The 17,619-nt window shown below is 63.3% G+C and carries 13 protein-coding genes, 1 tRNA gene and 2 rRNA genes; 11 read left to right on the forward strand and 5 right to left on the reverse strand.

Annotation, left to right across the window (positions count from 1 at the left end; all coding sequences use genetic code 11):
- The 3 genes from AC51GR_RS21890 to AC51GR_RS21900 all read left to right on the forward strand — a co-directional run.
- A 23S ribosomal RNA gene (locus AC51GR_RS21890) occupies positions 1-1,172 on the forward strand; the annotation flags it as partial.
- A 115-nt stretch (positions 1,173-1,287) separates the two neighbouring features.
- A 5S ribosomal RNA gene (gene rrf / locus AC51GR_RS21895) occupies positions 1,288-1,404 on the forward strand.
- A 363-nt stretch (positions 1,405-1,767) separates the two neighbouring features.
- The gene (locus tag AC51GR_RS21900; protein ID WP_496326769.1) at positions 1,768-2,427 is read left to right on the forward strand and encodes a S1 family peptidase; all 660 of its coding nucleotides are present in this window, start codon (positions 1,768-1,770) and stop codon (positions 2,425-2,427) included.
- Positions 2,428-2,430: 3 nt separating this feature from the next.
- On the opposite strand, the gene AC51GR_RS21905 is transcribed toward AC51GR_RS21900, so the two are convergent.
- On the reverse strand, positions 2,431-3,213 hold the full coding sequence (locus tag AC51GR_RS21905) for a hypothetical protein (protein WP_496326770.1): 783 nt from the start codon (positions 3,211-3,213) through the stop codon (positions 2,431-2,433).
- A gap of 147 nt (positions 3,214-3,360) precedes the next feature.
- A complete protein-coding gene (locus AC51GR_RS21910) occupies positions 3,361-5,703 on the reverse strand; it encodes a DEAD/DEAH box helicase (protein ID WP_496326771.1) in 2,343 nt (780 codons plus the stop codon).
- Positions 5,704-6,009: 306 nt separating this feature from the next.
- Here AC51GR_RS21910 and AC51GR_RS21915 point away from each other — a divergent pair, with 306 nt between their 5' ends.
- From AC51GR_RS21915 to topA, 3 genes are all read left to right on the forward strand, one after another.
- On the forward strand, positions 6,010-6,213 hold the full coding sequence (locus AC51GR_RS21915) for a cold-shock protein (RefSeq protein WP_020109852.1): 204 nt from the start codon (positions 6,010-6,012) through the stop codon (positions 6,211-6,213).
- A 178-nt stretch (positions 6,214-6,391) separates the two neighbouring features.
- Positions 6,392-6,970, forward strand: coding sequence for a hypothetical protein (locus AC51GR_RS21920; RefSeq protein WP_496326772.1), 579 nt, complete (start codon positions 6,392-6,394; stop codon positions 6,968-6,970).
- Between the two features lie 172 nt (positions 6,971-7,142).
- Positions 7,143-10,118: a type I DNA topoisomerase gene (topA, locus tag AC51GR_RS21925; RefSeq protein ID WP_496326773.1), complete on the forward strand. Its 2,976-nt coding sequence runs from the start codon at positions 7,143-7,145 to the stop codon at positions 10,116-10,118.
- Positions 10,119-10,192: 74 nt separating this feature from the next.
- On the opposite strand, the gene AC51GR_RS21930 is transcribed toward topA, so the two are convergent.
- Positions 10,193-11,740: an adenylate/guanylate cyclase domain-containing protein gene (locus tag AC51GR_RS21930; RefSeq protein ID WP_496326774.1), complete on the reverse strand. Its 1,548-nt coding sequence runs from the start codon at positions 11,738-11,740 to the stop codon at positions 10,193-10,195.
- Between the two features lie 63 nt (positions 11,741-11,803).
- Here AC51GR_RS21930 and AC51GR_RS21935 point away from each other — a divergent pair, with 63 nt between their 5' ends.
- Entirely contained in the window at positions 11,804-13,057 is a 1,254-nt protein-coding gene (locus AC51GR_RS21935; RefSeq protein ID WP_496326775.1) for a DNA polymerase III subunit delta', read from the forward strand.
- Positions 13,058-13,087: 30 nt separating this feature from the next.
- On the opposite strand, the gene AC51GR_RS21940 is transcribed toward AC51GR_RS21935, so the two are convergent.
- Positions 13,088-13,960 (reverse strand): hypothetical protein, encoded by an 873-nt coding sequence (locus AC51GR_RS21940; RefSeq protein WP_496326776.1) that lies wholly within the window; start codon positions 13,958-13,960, stop codon positions 13,088-13,090.
- A gap of 132 nt (positions 13,961-14,092) precedes the next feature.
- Here AC51GR_RS21940 and AC51GR_RS21945 point away from each other — a divergent pair, with 132 nt between their 5' ends.
- Positions 14,093-15,172 carry a phosphotransferase gene (locus tag AC51GR_RS21945; protein ID WP_496326777.1) on the forward strand — a complete coding sequence of 360 codons (1,080 nt, stop codon included), beginning with the start codon at positions 14,093-14,095 and terminating at the stop codon, positions 15,170-15,172.
- A 60-nt stretch (positions 15,173-15,232) separates the two neighbouring features.
- Positions 15,233-15,308: transfer RNA gene (locus AC51GR_RS21950), tRNA-Thr, on the forward strand.
- Between the two features lie 98 nt (positions 15,309-15,406).
- On the opposite strand, the gene AC51GR_RS21955 is transcribed toward AC51GR_RS21950, so the two are convergent.
- Positions 15,407-16,000, reverse strand: a complete 594-nt coding sequence (locus AC51GR_RS21955) for a TetR family transcriptional regulator (protein ID WP_496326778.1) — start codon at positions 15,998-16,000, stop codon at positions 15,407-15,409.
- A 98-nt stretch (positions 16,001-16,098) separates the two neighbouring features.
- Here AC51GR_RS21955 and AC51GR_RS21960 point away from each other — a divergent pair, with 98 nt between their 5' ends.
- Together AC51GR_RS21960 and AC51GR_RS21965 are read left to right on the forward strand one after the other, a co-directional pair.
- Positions 16,099-16,842, forward strand: coding sequence for a hypothetical protein (locus AC51GR_RS21960; RefSeq protein ID WP_496326779.1), 744 nt, complete (start codon positions 16,099-16,101; stop codon positions 16,840-16,842).
- Entirely contained in the window at positions 16,839-17,591 is a 753-nt protein-coding gene (locus AC51GR_RS21965) for a hypothetical protein (RefSeq protein WP_496326780.1), read from the forward strand. The genes AC51GR_RS21960 and AC51GR_RS21965 overlap by 4 nt, the downstream gene beginning before the upstream one ends.
- Positions 17,592-17,619: the final 28 nt, after the last annotated feature.

Raw genomic sequence — 17,619 nt, forward strand, 5'->3', positions numbered from 1 at the left:
CTGAGCTGGGTGTGGTCGCAGAGACCAGAGAGAAGCGACTGTTTACTAAAAACACAGGTCCGTGCGAAGTCGTAAGACGATGTATACGGACTGACGCCTGCCCGGTGCTGGAAGGTTAAGAGGACCGGTTAATCACTTCGGTGGTGAAGCTGAGAATTTAAGCCCCAGTAAACGGCGGTGGTAACTATAACCATCCTAAGGTAGCGAAATTCCTTGTCGGGTAAGTTCCGACCTGCACGAATGGCGTAACGACTTCTCTGCTGTCTCAACCACAGACTCGGCGAAATTGCATTACGAGTAAAGATGCTCGTTACGCGCGGCAGGACGAAAAGACCCCGGGACCTTCACTATAGCTTGGTATTGTTGTTCGGTTCGGTTTGTGTAGGATAGGTGGGAGACTGTGATACATGCACGCCAGTGTGTGTGGAGTCGTTGTTGAAATACCACTCTGATCGTATTGGACATCTAACTTCGGACCATGATCTGGTTCAGGGACAGTGCCTGGTGGGTAGTTTAACTGGGGCGGTTGCCTCCTAAAATGTAACGGAGGCGCCCAAAGGTTCCCTCAGCCTGGTTGGCAATCAGGTGTTGAGTGTAAGTGCACAAGGGAGCTTGACTGTGAGACGTACATGTCGAGCAGGGACGAAAGTCGGGACTAGTGATCCGGCACCGGCAAGTGGAAGCGGTGTCGCTCAACGGATAAAAGGTACCCCGGGGATAACAGGCTGATCTTCCCCAAGAGTCCATATCGACGGGATGGTTTGGCACCTCGATGTCGGCTCGTCGCATCCTGGGGCTGGAGTAGGTCCCAAGGGTTGGGCTGTTCGCCCATTAAAGCGGCACGCGAGCTGGGTTTAGAACGTCGTGAGACAGTTCGGTCTCTATCCGCCGCGCGCGTAAGAAACTTGAGGAAACCTGTCCCTAGTACGAGAGGACCGGGACGGACGAACCTCTGGTGTGCCAGTTGTCCTACCAAGGGCACCGCTGGTTAGCTACGTTCGGAAGGGATAACCGCTGAAAGCATCTAAGCGGGAAGCCTGTTCCAAGATGAGGTTTCTCACCCTCTTAGCAGGGTTAAGGCCCCCTACAGACCATGGGGTAGATAGGCCAGAACTGGAAGCCCGGTAACGGGTGCAGGTGACTGGTACTAATCGGCCGAGGACTTACAACCAAAACAAACAAAGTTTGTCACGCATCCACTGTGCAATATCTGAAACAACACACAAACAAACAAATGATCAGCACTAATCATTGACTTGATTTGTGACGATGGTTGTTTCACATTGTTACGGCGGCTATAGCGGTAGGGAAACGCCCGGTCCCATTCCGAACCCGGAAGCTAAGCCTACCAGCGCCGATGGTACTGCACCCTAATCAGTGTGGGAGAGTAGGACACCGCCGAACACAATTTGCGAATACCCTGTATTCGATTCCAGTAATGGACTCGAATACAGGGTATTTTGCTATGTCCAGACCAGTTTGGTACATGAACTTGATGGGTGGCCGGCTACTGTGCTGTGGGGCTCGACGATCGTGATAGGTGCACGTTGGCCTTGCGAGAGCTCCTACCTCGCAACACATTTCGTCGGTGTTGTGTTGTCGGATGTGGGCATTGCCGGAGCAAATCGGCAGGCGACTGGCGGCTGGGTGCGGTAGCAGCATAGGGTGCGGAGAGACTTGGACGACTACAGGGGAATTGGTGGGGGCTTGATGCGGCGACTGTTGGCTATCGTGACCGGATTTATCGCGTTGATCGGAGTGTCCGGGATGACCGCCACAACCGCCAGTGCGGCCCCGCCCGTGGGGCTCGGTGGTGGTGCCGGGATTGTCATCGCAGACAACGCCGTGTGCACGCTGACCACCATCGGGCATGACCGCGCGGGACGGCTGGTGGGTCTGACCGCCGGTCACTGCGGCGGACGCGGGAGCGCGGTCAAGGCAGAGAAGAGCATGGGCTCGGGCGTACTCGGCGTGATCACGGAGTCCAACTTCCGCTGGGACTATGCCGTCATCGAGTTCGACAAGTCCAAGGTCACGCCCCAGCGCAGCTACCGGGGACTGACCATATCGGGTACCGGCCCTCGGCCGGTTTTCGGCCAGTCGGCCTGCAAGGCCGGCCGCACCACCGGCACCACGTGCGGCATCGTGTGGGGCAATGACCCGCAGGTACCGACATTCACCCTGAGCCAGGTCTGTTCCAACCACGGTGATTCCGGCGCGCCGATCGTGGTGGGGGACAAGGTCGTCGGATTGCTCAACGGTGGTCGCGTCATCCGCAACATCGGCGGCACCGGCCTCGAGATCGACGTGCCCTGCACCAACCCGAACTTCCCGATCCACAACCCCGCCATCAGCACGCCGATGACGACGATTCTGGACGACCTGAACGGCCGGAATATCGTGGGCAGCGGCTTCCGGTCGATCTGACGGTCAGGTCCGTTTCACCACGGCGGCGATGCCGGCGATCACGACGGCGATGCCGGCGAACAACGTGAGCCACAGGCCGAAACCGACCTCGAAACCCAACCCCCAGGTGTTCTCGGCGTCGAGGACGTCAAAGATGTCGATGACCGCGATCAAGGTGATCAGGGCGCCGGCCACAACAGCGATGATGCCGGCGGTGAGGTGTAGGCCCGAGCGCTTGGCGATCGCCGCACTGACCACCCCGAAGATCCCGGCGACCACACCGAGGGTCGCGGTCAGAACGCCATCGGTGGCCCCGGTATCTGAATCACCGATGCCGTTGACACTTACGGTGCCGGAGATCCACGGCAGGAACGCGGCGATGACGGCGAGGACCGCAAACCCTGCGATCGCCCAGCCGATGACGCGGACCGTGGAAGACACCGGTCCTGCCGAATCCGCCTGGGGCTGTGCGTACTGGGGCGCCTGTCCGTACTGAGGCCCCTGTCCGTACTGAGGTGTCGGCCCGGACTGCGGTTGGGCGCCGTAGGGATTCTGTCCGTATTGCGGCGCGGGTGGCCGTGATTGTTGTCCGTACGGCGGTGCCTGTCCGGGCTGGGATTGCCACGCCTGTGGCGGCCCGCCGTATTGCGGCTGTGGTGCGCCGTAGGGTTGCTGCGGCGGGGGCCCACCATACTGCGCAGGGCCCTGGCCCGATCCTGAATCGGCGGGCGGCGGAGTGGGTGGCGCCGAGGCGGGCCTGATGCGGGTCTGGTCGTAGGGGTCTGGCTGCCCGGGCGATTGCGTCATTGGATTTACCTTTTTCAGCTGATCGGATTCCTCACGGTAAACCCGTTCGGACCCTCATAACAGCATTATCTCCGCCGTTCGAGCGACACCAGACCTGCTTTTCATGCGGCTGATCGACACCCGGGAACACTGCTCACCCTGACGCCGTCACGGGGTGTCGGAATCGGAGGCCAGAGAACTCGGCAGTTGCCTCAGGATCAGATCGAGCACCCGAACGGCGCCGGCCTTGTCCAGCGGATCGTTGCCGTTCCCGCATTTTGGGGACTGCACACATGACGGACAACCCGATTCACAAGCGCAGTGCGACACGGCATCTCGCGTCGCGCGGATCCAGATCTCGAAAGCTTCGTGACCGCGGTCGGCGAATCCTGCCCCGCCGGGATACCCGTCGTAGACGAACACCGTCGGCAGTCCGGTATCGGGATGGAGGTTCGTCGACAGTCCGCCGATGTCCCACCGGTCGCAGGTCGCGACCAGCGGCAACAGTCCGATGGCAGCATGTTCGGCGGCGTGCAGGGCGCCGGGGAACATACCCACGGTGACGCCGACCGCCTCGAGGGCGTCGGGTTCGATCGTGTACATCACCGCCCGGGTCGAAAGGGTTTGGGCCGGCATGTCCAATTCGACCGAATCGAGGATCTCTCCGGTGTGCAGTTTGCGCAGATATCCGACGACCTGGTGGGTCACGTCGACCCTGACCAGGGCCACCGTCAGCGATCCGAACGTATTGGTCTCCATCACGTCGGTGATCTCGACCAGAGTGGTCTCTCGCGCGCTGGTGGTCCAGTCCGGTTCTTCCGGGTGAACCAGCGCCAGACCGTCTTCGAGGTCGAGCTCGTCGACGACGTAGCTCTCGCCGCGATGGATGTGAACCGCTCCCGGGTGCACAGTCGACATCGCCCGGCCCGAGTCGACGGTCCCGAGTAGCTGGGCAGTGGTCTCGTCGACGATCATCACCTGTCCACCGATACCGCCGCGGATGTCGACGTCGGCGTGCGGCTCGACGCCAGGGGCGACGTACCACCCCGCCTTGCGGTGCCGGATGAGCCCGCGGACGGCCAGGTCCTCGAGTAGTTCGCGTGCGCCGAAGGCATCGACCTCCGATTCTTTGAGCGGCATTTCTGCTGCGGCACAGAGCAATTGCGGTCCCAGGACGTAGGGATTGGTCGGGTCTGTGACCGTGGCTTCAACGGGCTTGTCCAACAGCGCTTCCGGATGATTGACGAGATAGGTGTCGAGCGGGTCGTCGCGGGCGACGAGCACCACCAAGGATCCCTCGCCGCGACGTCCGGCCCGGCCCGCCTGTTGCCAGAAGGAGGCGACCGTACCCGGAAACCCGGCCACCACAATGGCATCGAGTCCGCTGATGTCGACGCCGAGCTCCAGTGCGTTGGTGGTGGCGACCCCGAGAAGCTTCCCGTCGGCCAGATCGCGTTCAAGTGTCCGGCGATCGTCGGCCAGGTAACCCGCCCGGTATGCGGCCACTCGCGGAGCCAACTCCGGGTCGACCTGTTCCAGAATGCGTTTGGCCGACAACGCGGTGAGTTCGACGCCCCGCCGGCTGCGCACGAAGCAGAGCGTCCGTGCACCTTCGAGCACGAGGTCGGCGAGGATGCGCGCGGCTTCGGCGCCTGCTTGCCTGCGGACTGGGGCACCGTTCTCGCCGCTGATCCCGGGGATGAACGCGGGCTCCCACAGTGCGACGGTGCGCGCGCCGTGGGGTGAACCGTCCTCGGTGATCTCGGCACAGTCGGCTCCGATCATGCGGCTCATCGCGGCGCCCGGACTGCCGGAGGTGGCACTTGCGCCGATCACCACGGGGTCGGCCCCGGCCGCGCGGGCGATCCGTAACAGGCGTCGTATGACCAGTGCGGTATGTGAGCCGAATACGCCACGGTAATGGTGGCATTCGTCGACGACGATGAAGGCCAAACCTCTCATGAAATGCCGCCAACGGGCGTGTGAAGAGAGGATTCCGATATGGAGCATGTCCGGATTCGTGAATATCCATCGGGAATGTTCTCGAGCCCATTGCCGAATGGCCGGTTCGGTGTCGCCGTCGTATGCACAGGGCTGAAGATGTAAGAACTCTTTACGACCGGCCAGTAGCGAACTCACCGAACGCAACTGGTCGGAGCCGAGTGCTTTGGTGGGGGAAAGATAGAGAGCAGTTGCTCGCGGGTCTTCCAGGAGCCGGGTGAGGATCGGCACCTGGTACGCAAGGGATTTGCCTGAGGCGGTGCCGGTTGCCAGGACCACATGGCGTCCGGCGCGGGCGTGTTCCGCGGCGGCGACCTGATGGGACCACGGTCGGCGAATACCGGCATCGATCAATGCCTGCCGGACCGGGTCGCCGACCCAGGTCGGCCATTCGGTGAAACTGGCTGTCCTGCTGGGGATCAGGGCCTTGTGGGTCAAGGGTGATTCGTCAGGTCCGACGCCCGCCAGCGTGCGGGCGAGCAGTTGGGAGCCGAAGTCGGAGCTAGTCATCGATCCAGTTCATCACCTCGTAATATTACCTACTGTGAAGTGTCGATTGCGAAGTCGACCATGATTTGAATCAGTTTGACTTCCTGACTGTTGTGTACGCCCAGAACATGATTGACTTGTTGTGGTCGCAGCTTCTGGGGGGCGGTTCAAGATAACGGCCAGTCTCTTGGGATCGTGTTGCGAGCGTGGTACTGAAGGTCAGTGTGCGGGGGGCACCCGTAAACGGCGCCAGAAGGTATGGCGGTCGGAACCGGCCCGACGTGGGTAACTCCCCGTCGTATCCGGTGAAAGAAAAGGAATACAAGAATGGCACAGGGAACTGTGAAGTGGTTCAACGCGGAAAAGGGCTTCGGCTTCATTGCGCCAGATGACGGACCCGACGATGTGTTTGTCCACTACTCCGAGATCCAGGGATCCGGTTTCCGCACTCTCGAGGAGAACCAGCGGGTCGAGTTCGAGGTCGGTCAGGGAACGAAAGGTCCGCAGGCCACGGGTGTTCGAGGGTTGTAGCGGCACCCTTCATCAGATCGCCCCTCGTGGGCACTCCATCGAGGACCTTCGCATTGCGTGAAGTACCTCTGATTCATCTCCGGCACCACAACCCGGTGTCGGCGTCTTACCCCCGGTTTGTCGTGAAACGGCGTCGGGGGTCAGTCGTTTTCGGGTGAAAATACCGTACGGTTCTAACGTGGGTCAGCTGTCGATGTTCTCCGCGGAGACCGACGAGCCGTCGATTGACGATCTCGCCGGGATCTTGGCGACCGCCGGCCAGATCTCGGTGAACCCTCAGGGCGCACGTCTGTCGGTGGTGGTTCCCGATGACTGGCGTGCCCGGGCCCTGGCCGACGAGTTCGAGCGCTGCGGCGTCGCTGCGGAGATCTCGCTGTCGTCTGAGGGTTCCCCCCTCGTGGGGACGGTCACGACCCCCGAACTCGAGGATCTCTATCGCGCCTGGACGAAGGGTGCGATCAAAACGATGCCCCCGAACTGGGTACCCGGACCCCGCGCGCTGCGGCTGTGGGTCATCGCGGCCGGTCGTCGCGACGCCGAGCGGTACGTACTGGGCCTTGATCCGCACGCTCCCGACTCACACGGTTCTCTGGCGACTGCGGTGATGCGGGCGGGGATCGCGCCGACGCTGGTGGGCACACGCGGCGCCAATCCCTCGTTGCGGATCGCCGGAAAACGGCGTCTGACGCGTCTGATCGAATCGGTCGGTGAACCACCGGACATTCCGGGCGCGGCGGCACATTGGCCATTAATTTGATCAAATTTCTCGCAATTCACTATCTGAACTGCGAATACACCCTGTTCAAAGCTGGGGTGCCGACGGCCTGATCAGGCTCTTCTCGGGTGCCAGGCGGCATACTCGGATGCCACTACCGCTATACATAAGGTACAAACGGCCAGAAGAACCATGAAAGGTGCAGGCAACTACGGTGGCGGATTCAGATACAGCAGCTCGCGGGACAGGTAAGGCAGTGCGCCGTCTCGTGATCGTCGAGTCCCCGACGAAGGCCCGCAAGATCTCGTCGTATCTCGGCCCGAACTACGTGGTCGAGTCCTCGCGCGGTCACATTCGTGACCTGCCGCGCGGCGCGGCCGATGTGCCCGCCAAATACAAGGGACAGCCGTGGGCTCGGCTCGGGGTGAACGTCGACGAGAACTTCGAACCGTTGTACGTGGTCTCGCCGGACAAGAAGTCGACCGTCACCGAGCTGAAGGCTCTGTTGAAGGACGTCGACGAGCTCTACCTCGCGACAGACGGTGACCGCGAGGGTGAAGCCATCGCGTGGCATCTGCTCGAAACGCTCAAGCCCAAGGTCCCGGTCAAACGGATGGTCTTCCACGAGATCACCGAGTCGGCGATCCGTGCTGCCGCCGAAAGCCCCCGCGACCTGGACGAAGACCTGGTCGATGCGCAGGAAACCCGACGCATCCTCGACCGTCTCTACGGTTATGAGGTCTCGCCGGTCCTGTGGAAGAAGGTCATGCCGAAGCTGTCGGCGGGCCGGGTGCAGTCGGTGGCCACGCGGATCATCGTCGAACGCGAACGCGAGCGGATGGCGTTCCGGTCGGCCGAGTACTGGGATATCGCCGCCACGCTCGACGCCGGAGAATCGGCGAAGCCACGTAGTTTCGGTGCCCGACTGGTCAGTGTCGATGGGGCCCGGGTGGCCAGCGGCCGTGACTTCGATTCGACGGGTGGCCTGAAGAAGGACGACGTCACCGTTCTCGATGAAGCCCGCGCGGTGGCGCTGGCCTCGGGTCTGCAGGGTGCATCGCTCTCGGTGGCCTCGGTGGAGGAGAAGCCCTACACCCGCAAGCCGTATGCGCCGTTCATGACCTCGACCCTGCAGCAGGAGGCCGGCCGCAAGCTGCGGTTCACCTCCGATCGCACCATGCGGGTGGCGCAGCGGTTGTATGAAAACGGCTACATCACCTATATGCGTACCGACTCGACGACACTGTCGGAATCGGCGATCATCGCGGCGCGGAACCAGGCCCGGGACCTCTATGGTGCAGACTTCGTGCATCCGACCCCGCGGCAGTACACCCGCAAGGTCAAGAACGCGCAGGAGGCGCACGAGGCCATCCGTCCGGCCGGTGAATCGTTCCGGACCCCCGGTCAGGTTGCCTCCGCGCTGCAGTCCGACGAGTTCAAGCTCTACGAGTTGATCTGGCAGCGTACGGTCGCCTCGCAGATGGCCGACGCGCGCGGTACCACCATGAGTCTGCGGATCAGTGGCAACGCCAATACCGGCGAGACGTGTACCTTTGCCGCGTCCGGTCGCACCATCACGTTCCCCGGATTCTTGTCCGCCTACGTGGAGACCGTCGACGAACAGACCGGCGGCACCGCCGACGATGCCGAGAGCCGTCTGCCGAATCTTGTTCAGGGCCAGTCGCTCACCGCGACGGAGCTCAAGCCGGACGGACACACCACCAATCCACCGGCGCGCTACACCGAGGCCTCTCTGGTGAAGACGTTGGAGGAGTTGGGGATTGGCCGTCCGTCGACGTACGCGTCGATCATCGGCACCATCCAGGACCGCGGATACGTGCACAAGAAGGGGTCGGCCCTGGTGCCGTCCTGGATTGCGTTTGCGGTGGTCGGTCTGCTCGAGGCGTACTTCAAACGCCTTGTCGACTACGACTTCACGGCCACCCTCGAAGATGATCTGGATCAGATCGCCCAGGGCGCCGAGAATCGCACGGATTGGTTGACCGGCTTCTATTTCGGAAAAGAAGGCGCCGAAGGCCAAGAAGGTACCGGCCTCAAAAAGCTCGTCGGTGTGAACCTCGAAGAAATCGACGCGCGTGAGGTCAACTCGATCCGCTTGTTCGACGACGAACAGGGCCGCCCGGTGTACGTGCGGGTGGGCCGGTTCGGTCCCTACCTCGAACGCACGGTCACGCCCGAGGACGGGGGAGAGCCGGAGTCGCAGCGCGCCAATCTGCCTGACGACATCACCCCGGATGAGCTGACACTGGATCTGGCCGAAAAGCTCTTCAGCACACCGCAAGAGGGCCGTGTACTCGGCGTCGATCCGCTCTCCGGCAACGAAATCGTTGCCAAGGAGGGTCGTTTCGGGCCGTACGTCACCGAGATCATGCCGGAGCCCGAAGACGAAGGCCCAGAAGGCGGCACAGTGCCTGCCCTGACCCCGCCGCCGGCGCCGACTCCGCTCGACGAGGGCGTCACGCCGCTGGACGCACCCGGCGACACGTTGACCGCCACCGCAACCAAGAAGGCGACGGCCAAGAAGACTGCCAAGAAGGCAGCGAAGAAGGCCGGGCCGAAGCCCCGTACCGGGTCGCTGTTCAAGTCGATGGACATCGCGACGGTCACCCTCGACGATGCGCTGAAGTTGCTGTCGTTGCCTCGAATCGTCGGCAAGGACGAAGAAGGTCAGGAGATCACCGCGCAAAACGGTCGCTACGGGCCGTACCTCAAGCGCGGCACCGACTCTCGTTCGTTGACCTCGGAAGACCAGATCTTCGACATCACCCTCGAAGAGGCGTTGAAGATCTATTCCGAGCCGAAGCGTCGGGGGCGGGCAGCTGCCGCGCCGCCGCTGCGTGAACTCGGTACCGACCCCGTGTCGGAGCAGCCGATGGTGATCAAGGACGGCCGGTTCGGTCCGTACGTCACCGACGGTGAGACCAACGCCAGCCTGCGCAAGGACGACGACGTCGCGTCGATCACCGACGAACGTGCATCGGAATTGTTGGCCGACCGGCGCGCTCGTGGTCCGGCGAAGAAGGCCGCCAAGAAGACCGCCAAGAAGGCCGCGAAGAAGGCTCCGGCCAAGAAGGCCGCAGCAAAGAAGACGGCGGCCAAGAAGGCCACCGCCAAGAAGGCCCCGGCGAAAAAGGCCGCGGCCAAGAAGGCTGCACCCGAGTCGGATTGACGCCAGGAATGTCCCGCAGGCGGGTGTCGAGGGAGTATTCCCGTCGGCGTCCGCCTGCGGGACGAACTTGGAATCTAATAGTTGATGGCGTAGTTCGGTCTGGCCAAGCGGGTCTCGATCCCACGGCCGCGCAATTCGATGCCCTCGCCGATGTCCCAGTGTGCGGCCTCGGCGGCGGAGGCGAGATACACCGCGCGGGCTGATCCCAGGACCCGGCTCGGCTCGTATTTGGCCAGCTCGGTCAGCCGGGCGGCCTCGTTCACCGGGTCGCCGATCACGGTGTATTCGAAGCGTTGGCTCGAACCGATGTGTCCGGCGATGGCCTTGCCCGCCGAGACCCCGATACCGATGTCGGTGTCACCGAGGGCGGCGTCGAGTTCCTTGCGCAGGATGCGGGCGGCCGCAAGAGCTTGCCCGGCGAAGTCCTCCATGTCGAGCGGTGCGCCGAAAATGGCCAGCGCCGCGTCACCCTGGAACTTGTTGACGAAGCCGCCGTGCCGTCCGACCACATCGACGATCACCCGGAAGAACTCGTTGAGCAGGTCCACGACCTCCCGCGGAGGCAGGTTGACGGCCAGGCTGGTCGAACCGACGATGTCGACGAACAGCACGCCCACGTAGCGTTCTTCACCACCGAGCTCGGTGCCGCTTTCGATGGCCCGTCGGGCGACGTCCTCGCCCACGTAGCGGCCGAACAGGTTGCGCAGTTCCTGGCGTTCGCGAACGTCGGCGACCATCTCGTTGAAGCCGGCCTGCAGCAGGCCCAGATCGCTGCCGTCGTAGATGCGCACGGAGGTGTCGAGGTTGCCCTCACGCACCTCGTGCTGCGCGAGGGTCAGCTGCTTGATCGGGTCGGCAATCGCCGAGACGACACGCACCACGCCGATCGATCCGAACACCAGGGCGGCGCCGGCCATCCACAGGATGGGCCGTTGCAGGCCTTCGGCGTCGGTGTCGATGATGCCGGTCTTCTGGCCGACGACCAGCGCGATGATCACTGCCAGCGGGGCGGCCACGCTGATCACCCAGAACAAGATGATGCGCTGGGTGACGCTGGGCGCGGTGGCGGCCTCGGGATTGTTGGCCATCGCCGCGACGGTGATCGGGCGCAGGATCTTCTCGGACTGCATGTACCCCAGCACCGAGGTCACCAGGGCGCCGACAAACGACCCCAGGGCCACCACGATCGCGGTGCGACCCGACTGGGACAGGCTCAGTAACGAGAACACCACGCCGCCGACAAGCCACAGCCCGCCGTGGACGAGCATCAGGAGCAGCGGCAGTCGAAGTGCGCGCCGCCGGGCGGCTTCGTTGTCGGGACGGGATCGTCGCCGATGCCAGACCAGCACCGGCAGGGAGAGCCGAATCGTGGCGTAGGCACTGACCATGCCGGCCAGGACGAGATAGACGACGAAGACCAACTGGCCGACGCCGCTGATCTGGGAGAGGCTGACCGAGGTCTGTTCGGGGAGTCCGAAACGGAGAAAAGCAAAGGTGAACAGGGCTCCGGCGATGTTCGCCCGAAGCATGTCCAGCGCCAGCACCGGCCAAGGTGTGCGCACCAGCCAGCGCAACATGTGCCACGCATGTTGCAGCTGTGACTGTCTCTGTACCACGTGCATACGGTAGCTGGCCGCTTGCAGGAGTTAAGCATCGCTGTCCGGCCTTCGAGATAGGGTTGACCTGTGACAACAGTGTTCGATCGGCTCGTCGGCCAGCATGCGGTCGTGGGCGAACTCACATCTGCGGCCATCGCCGCAGCCCAGCTGGCTGCGATACGTGAGCGCGAGTCTCACGGTGAAGTTGCGGTCACGGACCACGATGGACCGCGACACGGCTCGTCGGCGATGACCCACGCCTGGCTCTTCACCGGCCCTCCAGGGTCGGGACGATCGATCGCCGCGCAGTGTTTTGCCGCGGCCTTGCAGTGCGAGCGAATCGATGCGCCCGGGTGCGGCCAATGTCATGCGTGTACGACGGTGATGGCCGGTACGCACTCCGATGTCCGGCGGATCGTGCCGGAGGGCCTCTCGATCGGTGTCAAGGGCATGCGGGACATCGTCCAGACCGCGGCGCGGCGGCCGAGTGTCGGTCGGTGGCAGGTGGTTCTCATCGAGGACGCCGACCGGCTCACCGAGGCGGCGGGCAACGCGTTGCTCAAGGCCGTGGAAGAGCCGCCACCGCGGACCGTGTTCCTGTTGTGCGCGCCGAGCATCGACCCCGAGGACATCTCGGTCACCCTGCGTTCGCGTAGTCGGCACGTGCCGCTGGTGATGCCCAGCGCGGCAGCCATCAGCGAGGTCCTCATCGCGCAGGACTCCATCGAGCCCTCTCTCGCGCAGTGGGCGGCCTCGGTGTGTGGTGGTCACGTCGGCCGGGCCCGTCGTCTGGCCACCGATCAACAGTCGCGCGACGAGCGCACGCAGGCCTTGGGGTTGGCCCGGGCCGCGACATCGAATGCGCGGGCATATCAGGCCGCCGAAGAGCTCGTGAAGTCAGCCGAGGCCGCCGCCAAGTCGATCAGCGCCAAGTTGGACGAGGCCGAGACCGAGGAAATGCGGATGGCACTGGGTGCCGGCGGCACCGGCAAGGGCGCGGCCGGGGCGTTGCGTGGCTCGGCGGGCATCCTGAAAGACCTCGAGAAGCGACAGAAGTCGCGGCAGACGCGTACCAGTCGCGATCTCCTCGACCGGGCGTTGGTGGATCTGGCCGCGCTGTTCCGCGATGCGCTCGCCGCGTCCTACGGGGCCGCAGTGGTTGCGATGCATCCCGACATGGCCGAACAGACCCAGGGGATGGCGCGGTATGCGACCCGCGAAGAGTTGCTGACCTGCGTCGAGGCGGTGCTCGAATGCCGGGAGGTGCTCGCGTTCAACGTGAAACCCAAGTTTGCCGTCGACGCGATGGTCGCCAAGATCGGGATGGCTCTGCGGCATTGATCGTTCGGGGGCAGTGACGCGCGCCGGCGCTCAGATGAATCGACTGAGTGCGTCGAAGAGCATGCCGTGATTCTCGATTGTGACGGCCTTCTTGACGGGGTCGTACTGCGTGATCTGTTGTACCCGACCGCCGTACCAGAAAAAGGTGTGGGGGCTGATGCTGCCGCCGGGTGCGTCGGCGGCCTGTCTGTGGGTGGAACCGATGATCTCTCGGAGGGCGAGGGTTGACTGCAGATTGGCGACCGGATGGAGCATCAGGAGATGTCGGTGCGGGACGCTGAAAACGACGCCGTGCTCGGCGCCGCCCAAGACGGTCTCGACCACGTTCTGCATGTTCAGAGCTTTTGACGCGATGAAGAACGACTCGCCCTGAAGTATGGTGATCGCCCTGGTGCCGTCCACCGAGAGCTCTTCGGTGTCAAAGGGTTCGGCGTCGGTGTTGCGCTGGCCGGCCTGGTACAGCAGGTCGAGGTCGCGTGATTCGACGGTGCGGTCGGTCAGCGTTTCGACCGTGGTCGGAAGGTCCCGGCACAGGTACACCACCAGATCGCCGACGAAGGGGCGCGCATAGTTGGTGGTCATCGTGGGGTCGATGGTGGTGTCCGGCTGCAGTCGGGTGCGCACTTCGGAGAGCAAAGCCGGTTCGGTCAGTTCGTCGGCCTGGGGGGAACGCAGCCCCTCGAAGTGCTGTTGGAAATGGAATGCGATGTAGCCGGCCCATTCGTCCTCGGGCAACCGCTGACAGGTGGTGACCACGTTCTGGAGGAAGTATCGCTCGGCGTCGGGGCCGACCAGGAAGACGTCGCCGTACTCGGGGTCGTCGACGGGAGTCACCTCGACACCGAGTTCGGCCAGTGCCGAAATCGACAAGGCCACCACTGTCCGTTCCGTGCTCTCGGTCATCGAACCTCCTCTGACAACCTTACTGATCAGGCCGGACAGCCCTGTTGATCAGGCCGAAGGCGTTCATCGTGGTGGTCGGCGGCTTTACCATCGAAGGAAGTTCACACCCCCGAAGATGCCCTGGAGCCGGCCATGATCGAGCTGCCAACGCCCGACGAATCCACGCTCGGTGACGTCGCTCAGCGGTTGAGAATCGGGCAGTACATCGACCACCGCTCGGAGCCGCTCGAATTCGACGTCGCCGCACCGGGGACGGCCGGTCTGTGGCGGGTTTTCCTTCGCGGCGAGCAGGGGCAGGCGTCGGCGGTGGTCAAGGTGTTACGCCATCCGGCGAAGTGGCCGGTGCTGGCCGAGTTGGCTCCACCGGTTCAAGAGTTCTTCTTGCGCACGTTTCCCTGGTCGCAGGACCCGGACGTGCTGTCAGAGGTGGCGGCACGCTGCCCCGAGGGGTTGCGGACGGTGACACTGTTGGGCACGCAGTGGCACGGTTCGCACATGCGATCGATGTGGCTGGAGGATCTCGGTGATGTCCAACTGTTCTCCACCGCAGGTGAATTCGAGAATGCAGCGCGCCTGTTGGGCGAGCTGTCAGGCAACCGGGCAGCAGCCGGATCGCCATTGTCGCAGGAGTTCGATGACGGGTTTGCGCTGTCGATGATCGCGCGCAGTCGCGTTCAGGAGTCGGACCTGATTCTGCTTGCCGAGATGCTGGCCGAACCCCGCGACACCCCAATCCCGACGGACCTCATCAACGACCTGCTGTGGGTCGGCGATCACATCGAACTCCTCCTTGCCGACCTGAATGAGCTCCCTCAGACGCCGGTGCACGGCGACGCTGCTCCGGACAACCTTGTTGCCGATCCGAGTGGCGGTGGGAGGACCGTGCTCATCGACCTGGCCCAGATGCCACGCCATGCGGTCGGATTCGATCTCGGTCAGTTGGTGTTCGGACGCCACAGTCCCGTGGTGGGGCTGGGGGAGGACGTCATCGAGCGGATCGTCGGCGAATACACCGCCGGGCTGGCCGCCGGGGGCGTGCCGGTCGACGTCTCGACGGTGTGGGCCGGCTTCGTCGGTTCCGCGGTGATCCGAAACGGGTTCGAGGTCGCAGGCGCTACCACCGACCTCGCGGAGAAGATCGCGGCGGCGCAGTATCTGGCCCAAAAGTCCTTTGACCTGGGCTTGGTCCCCCCTCGCGTTCCGGTCACCTGAGCCGGTTTGGTCCTCGGCGTGACCGCTGGATAGACTGGCTGGCGCTGCCTGGTGCAGCACGCCGCCTTAGCTCAGTCGGTAGAGCGCTTCACTCGTAATGAAAAGGTCGCGAGTTCGATTCTCGCAGGCGGCTCCACGAAGAATCCCTTCTCCTGTAGTGACAGGGGAAGGGATTTTTGTTTCGATCGCGGTCGAGTCCATTTCTTGTCGGCAGTCCGGGCCGTCCCCGGGTGGTTATCCGGGGACGGCCGTCATGCCCTGCAAGGCAATGGTCACGTATTTCTCGACGATCTGCGTGCGGGCCTCGGGGGATTCGGGGATGGTGACCAAGAGGGCGTACATGCCGAGTAGGTAGAAGACGCCGTGGTGAAAGACGTCGGTTTCTGGTGGCAGTTCGCCGCGGTCGCGGGCTCGTTCCAGCTCTTCGATCACCGCGATGATCACCGGGTGATGTTCCCACTCTTCCTGGGGCGGTCGAGTGGTCGAGAAGTGCAGTGCCAGAAAATCTTTGAACAACCTGCCGCCCAGTCGCTCTTCGAGGTCCTCGAGCTCGCGGACCATCTGGGTCAACGTGTCTTGAACGGTGTGGGGAGTGTCGAAGAACTTTGCCAAGCTGTCCGCAATCCGAAGTTCTTCGCGCCGTTCGAGTTCGAGCAGGACATGTTCTTTGGTGGGGAAGTGGAAGAAAAACGTCCCGTGTGCCACGCCGGCCGCGGAGACGATGGCACCGATGTCGGCCGATGCCATCCCGTCGCGCTTGAACTCCGTCACCGCTGCTTCCAGCAGACGTTCGCGGGTCGCACGTCGCTTGGCCTCGCGGGCCGACACCTTGTCCGTAACCGAAATGGTCCACCTCCTGCTCGACCCCCGGCACGAGTCTAGCGCATTCACTGACTTGAGTCAGCAAAGCGTGGTTTCCTCGACGCATGCAGTTCCTCGTCGAGGCCGAAGATCTACCGAAGGCGACCAACATCCGGACGCAACTCGTCGCGCTGTGGACGGGACCGGTGTTCGCGGTGGTGATGCTGATTGCATTTGCTGCTTTCCCGGGCTTCTGGCCGCCGATGCCGCCCACCATGCCGGCCGACGAGGTCGCGGCGTTCTATCGCGACAACACAGCCTGGATCCGGTTCAGCATGGTCACCTACAACCTCTGTGGCGTGATGTTGCTGCCGTTTTTCCTGGTGATCGTGGTGCAGATGAAGCGGATGGCGACGCAAAGCCATGTCTTTGCGTACTGCTACCTCACCGCGGCGGTCAGCGGTGCGACCATTTTCGCCCTGTCGAACATCTTCTTCCTGGTCGCAGCGTTCCGGCCGGATCGCAACCCGGAATTGGTCCTGCTTCTCAACGACCTTGCCTGGATCACGTTCATCGCGCCGATCGGCATGGTGGTCGCCCAGTTCTTGCTCCTGGCGATCGCTGTCTACTTCGACAACGGACCCGATCCGGTTTTCCCGCGGTGGGTGGGTCATTACTCGCTTGCGACCGCGATCGCCATGCTTCCCGCCGCCGGTGCGGCAGTGACCAAGACCGGGCCGCTGGCCTGGGACGGTCTGCTGTCGTTCTGGCTGCGCAACGGCGCCGTCGCCGCATTTGTGGTGGTGATGTTCTTCGTGCTCCGCGCAGCGCTGCATCGCCAGGCCGTCGAGGAGGGTGTGGCCCGATGAGCATCCTGTTGTCCAGGCGGGGACCGCCGGGCGCCGGCCGCTCCGAACCGGTGGGCAAGCCGGACGTCTGGATCGTCTACTGGATCTTCCCGGCGTTCTACGCGATCTTCGGGGCGGTGTTCGTACTACTGGCCAGGGTCACCCCGCCGCCGCGCCCTGACGTGAATGATCAACAGGCGGTGGACTTTTTCCGGGCCCACGCCACCACCATCCAGATGGGATTCACGCTGCTGCTGGTGATCCTCGGCGGTGCGGCACTGACCAACGGCCTGATTTTCTATCACATGAAGCGGATGTCGTGCGGGTCGGTTTTCGCTTACGGCTACATGGGTGGCATGGCCGTCGGAGCAGTCCCGGGATTCCTGCTCGTTGCGGTCGTCTTCCTGACTGCAACCTTCCGTGCCGATCGGGATCCGCAGCAGCTGGGGATGCTGTACGACCTCGGTCTGTTGTCGTACAACGGATCATTGGGATGTTTCACGGCCGCCTACTTTGCGCTGGCTGTGGCAATCCTCTACGACAAGAACGAGATCTTCCCCAAATGGTTTGCTTACGTGACCATTTGGCAGATCGTCACCGAGGTCATCGCAACCCAGATGTTTGTCTTCGAATCGGGGCCCTTCGCCTGGAATGGCTCGATCTCATTCTGGTGGGCGGTGGTGGTCTTCAGTGTCTGGCTGGGCGGGATGATCGTGCTGCTGCGGATCGCCACCGCGAAGGAGCCCGTCGATTCTCCGCCGCTGGACTGACAACCAAGGACTTGACCAGTGACAAAAC

It is taken from the genome of Williamsia sp. z71 (genome assembly GCF_059553375.1).